The following is a 2,614-nucleotide window of genomic DNA, read 5'->3' as shown; positions in this document are numbered from 1 at the left end:
CGGCGAGGCCGCGCAGGCCGATGAGGCGGAGAGTTCGCGGGGCGGGGCCCCGACGGCCGTGCTGCCGACGGCGGGGCCCGCGGAAAGTGCTGGGCCCGCGGAGAGTGAGGCGGCGCGGCGGCGGGCGCGGGCGGCCGTGCGGCGGCGGGAGGCGGCGGAGGCGAAGCGGAGCCGGGCGGCGCGGCGGCAGGGGCGCCCGCACCGGGAGGCCGCACCGCCGGCGAAGGCCGCCGACCAGCACCGGTCGGCGATGCTGGTCATGGTGCTCACGCTGGGGCTGCTGATCGCGGCGGTCGCGGTGACCGGCGGGATGATCGCGTCCTCGATGCGGACGCGGCCGGTGGCGCTGGCCGCGCCGCTGCACATCTACCCCGTCGCGCAGGCGACGCCCGGCCCGTGCCCGGCCGGGACGCAGGGGATCACCGGGCAGTCCGGCGGCGGGCCGACCTGCTACCGGCTGAGCCAGGGGATCGCGATCCACAAGGTCGCCGACCTGCGCGTGCAGAAGTCGCGGGTGAAGCCGGGCGGCTACGACGTCGCGGTGACGCTCCGCCCGGTCGACCGGCACGCGTTCGCGCAGCTGACCCGCGCGACGGTCGGCCGCGACCTCGCCTTCGTCGTCAAGGACCGGCTCATCACGCTGCCCCGCGTCGACATGGCCATCACGGACGGGAACGTCGTGGTGACCGGCTCGCCGACCCGGGGCGCGGCGAACACGCTGGTCCGCGAGCTGAAGGGCCGCTAGCCCTGCGGTAGCTCGGTGCCCCGCGCGGCCTGGATCTCCAGCTCGACCCGCAGGCTCTCGCCGACCAGCGCGATGCCCGCTTCGAGGAGCTGGCTGAAGCGGATGCCGAAGTCGGCGCGGCGCAGCTCGGCGGTGGCGCGGAACGCCGCCCGGGTGCCGCCCCACGGGTCGGCGCCGCTGCCGAGGTAGGTCATGTCGAGGTCGACGGGCTGGGTGAAGCCGTTGAGGGTGAGGTGGCCGTGGACGGTCCAGCGGTCGGGTCCGGCGCCGGTCAGCCCCTCCCCCTCGTAGGTGATGACGGGGTGGACGTCGGCGCTGAGGAAGTCCGCCGAGCGCAGGTGGTCGTCGCGCATCTTGTTGCCGGTGTCGATGGACGCCGCCTCGATGCGCGCCGTGACCGTCGACGCCTCGACGGGTTCGGCGACCTCGATGCGCCCCTCGAACGCGGCGAACCGGCCGCGGACGCTCGACAGGCCGAGGTGCTGGGCGACGGCGCCGATGTTGGAGTGCGCCGGGTCGATCGTCCAGGTGCCGGGCGGGGGCAACTCGGTGCCGCCCGCGCGGCCGAGGACGATCCTGCCGATGTCCGCGGTGCCCGCGCTGGACACGATCAGCGTGGACGCGGCGGGCTGGAAGCCCATCGCCGTCACGATCACCGTGTAGGTGCCGGCGGGCAGCGCGCCGGCGGCGAGCACGCCGTCCTCGCCGGCCTGCTCACGGGCGACCTGGTTGCCCGCCAGGTCGGTGACCGTGACGATGGCGTGCCGTACCGCCCAGCCGTCCTTCGTCCGCACCGTGCCGCGCAGACCGTGGTTCGCGTCCATCAACTCCAGGTTTCGTCTATCGGGGCCGCAGCCGGGCGGCCCGGGCTCGCGTCCGTCACTCGTCCGGGTAGCCGAGCTTCAGGTCGTGCTCGTCCAGCCCGCCACCGGAAAGCGACAGACCGGTCGCGACCGGAGGATATCCGGACGCGATCACGGTGTACTGCCCGCCGGTTAGGTCGGTGAACGCGTACTCCCCGTCCGGACCGGTGATGACCATGGCGATGACGTTGCCGGCGGCGTCCACGAGGGTGACCCGCGCGTCGCCGACCGGTTCGCCGGACTCGGCGCGGACCGTCCCGCGGATCCGGGCGCCGGGCGGCATCTCCACGTCGAGCCGCGTCTGGCCGTTTCCGGCCACGTCCACCGGCATCGCGACCGGACGGTGCGCGGCGGCGCTGACGGCCAGCGTGTAGGCGCCGGACACGATGTCCTTGAACGCGTAGTTCCCGCCCGTGTCGGTGCGGCCGGTGCCGATGACGTCGCCGCGGACGTCGGTGACGACGACCATCGCGTTGACGATGGGGCTGCCGTCGCCGCTGCGGACGGTCCCGCCGAGGCCGCCGCTGCCGGCCAGCAGCAGGTCGAAGTCGACCGGCCGGTCGCCGACGACCAGCGTCGCGGCCTGCGGCTCGTGCTCGCCGGTCGCGGCGATCAGCACGTAGCTGCCGGGGCCGGGCGTCGGGAGCGCGTACCGGCCGTCCTCCTGGGTGATCGCGCGGGCGAGCTGGTGGCCGTCCACACCGATGAGCGTCAGCGCGGCGGACGGGACGGGCTCGCCGTCGCCGCTCCGCACGACGCCGCGCACCGGGACGCCCCCGTGCCCGTTCTGCGGGTCGAAGAGGTGGGCCTGGGCGGCGGCGAGGTCGGTGGCGGTGCGGCCGGCGTCCGGCGCCAGGCCGTTCCCCGACGCGGTCGGCGCCGCCGGGGCCGCGGCGACCGTGGCGAGCCGGGGGTCGTCCAGGTGGCCGTTCTCGCGGGCGTGCCTGCCGGCGCCGACCGCGCCGACCGCGCCCGTGCGGGCCACGGGGGGCGGCGGGGTGACGAC

General features: G+C 75.9%; 3 protein-coding genes. 1 reads left to right on the top strand and 2 read right to left on the bottom strand.

What is annotated here, in order from left to right; all coding sequences use genetic code 11:
* On the top strand, positions 1-745 hold a 745-nt coding region (locus E1293_RS48345; protein ID WP_165978718.1), incomplete at its 5' end, for a SecDF P1 head subdomain-containing protein.
* Here the strand turns inward: E1293_RS48345 and E1293_RS46220 are convergent.
* Together E1293_RS46220 and E1293_RS46215 are read right to left on the bottom strand one after the other, a co-directional pair.
* Positions 742-1,569 (bottom strand): YceI family protein, encoded by an 828-nt coding sequence (locus E1293_RS46220; RefSeq protein ID WP_132206393.1) that lies wholly within the window; start codon positions 1,567-1,569, stop codon positions 742-744. The two genes, E1293_RS48345 and E1293_RS46220, sit on opposite strands and share 4 nt — an antisense overlap.
* Positions 1,570-1,624: 55 nt before the next feature.
* The coding region (locus tag E1293_RS46215; RefSeq protein WP_132206391.1) for an MSCRAMM family protein at positions 1,625-2,614 on the bottom strand (990 nt) is incomplete at its 5' end.

This window comes from Actinomadura darangshiensis (assembly GCF_004349235.1).
Classification (GTDB): Bacteria; Actinomycetota; Actinomycetes; order Streptosporangiales; family Streptosporangiaceae; genus Spirillospora; species Spirillospora darangshiensis.
The sequence above is the reverse complement of the archived record's forward strand: the minus strand, read 5'-3'. Positions and strand labels throughout refer to the sequence as shown.

Excerpts from the sequence above, each read along its gene's own strand:
- E1293_RS46220 (WP_132206393.1), bottom strand. The coding sequence starts at position 1,569 with ATGGACGCGAACCACGGTCTGCGCGGCACGGTGCGGACGAAGGACGGC.